We start from the raw sequence: 1,063 nt of genomic DNA, 5'->3' as shown, positions 1-1,063 counted from the left end.
AAGTAGCTGATATAAAAGAGATCAGCTTTTAAATTTGCGCCAGCTTCGGGCTTTGCCTAGGCTGGCTTTTAAATTTACTCCCTAAAAATATCAAATTCTGGCTCGTAAGCCTTAGTTTTTATCCCAAAATATCCAAGAACTGAGCTAAAGACAAAATCATGCGAAAGGCTCTCATCTCTCTTGCTTCTTAGTCTTTTTAAAAGCTCACTATCGCTTGAAAAGATGATGGCTGGGATGTGTTTTTGCTCATCTGGAGCGATGGAGTAAGGCAGTCCGTGTAAATATATGCCATTTTCGCCCAGGCTCTCTCCGTGATCTGAGAAAAAGAACATGGCAACCTCAAATTTATCTTTTCTTGCTTCAAGAGCGTTTATCAGCTCGCTTTGCAGATAGTCCTCATATAAAATGGTGTTGTCGTAGGTGTTTGCTATCTCGTCTGGCGTGCATTTGTTTAGCTCGGCAGTGTCGCATGTTGGGGTAAATTCTTTAAATTTGCTTGGGTAGCCTTTGTAGTAGATAGGGCCATGTGAGCCTTGCAAGTGTAGCACGATAAATGTAGTGGAATTTGCATCTTTTATGACCTTTTTTGCCTCATCAAATATCACTTCATCAAAGCCAGCTGCTCTGTGCTCTGAGGTGTGGTTTTGATCAAGATTGTCGCAAACGCCCTTGCAGCCGCCACTATTGTTGCCAAAAAAGTATGTTTTTATGCCAAGTTTATTGATAATATCAACTAAATTTTCACGAGCTTTAGCCTCGCGGTTGCTAAAATTTTCTTTTTATCGTTAGTAAGCGTTGCGTCATCTGCCACGTAGGTAAAAGGGAGCGGTTTTTGCGCCAAAGACTTTGCTAATCTTATGCTAGAGTAGATAGGATAGTATGGGAGTAAAACGCTTGGGATGTTATGCTCTCTAAAAAATGGTATAAAAATTTTAGACATGAGTGCAAAGATTACAGCTGCACTTGCTAAAGTGCTAAGGGCTATTTTTACCCTTGATCTAAGCGCACTTTTAAAATCTCCATAGCTAATCTTTGCAAGCGCTACATATATGCAAGGCAGGAT

2 protein-coding genes are annotated in these 1,063 nt (G+C 40.4%); both read right to left on the bottom strand.

The window, feature by feature from the left end; translation table 11 throughout:
• Positions 1-74 precede the first annotated feature (74 nt).
• Positions 75-710, bottom strand: a complete 636-nt coding sequence (locus Q0296_RS10585) for a sulfatase-like hydrolase/transferase (RefSeq protein ID WP_298040379.1) — start codon at positions 708-710, stop codon at positions 75-77.
• A gap of 23 nt (positions 711-733) precedes the next feature.
• A partial coding sequence (locus Q0296_RS10580; RefSeq protein ID WP_298040377.1) for a phosphoethanolamine transferase domain-containing protein occupies positions 734-1,063 on the bottom strand: 330 nt, incomplete at its 5' end.

It is taken from the genome of uncultured Campylobacter sp. (assembly GCF_937890585.1).
In the GTDB taxonomy this organism is placed as follows: Bacteria; Campylobacterota; Campylobacteria; order Campylobacterales; family Campylobacteraceae; genus Campylobacter_A.
Note: the sequence above shows the minus strand (reverse complement) of the source record. Positions and strands in the feature narration are given on the sequence as shown.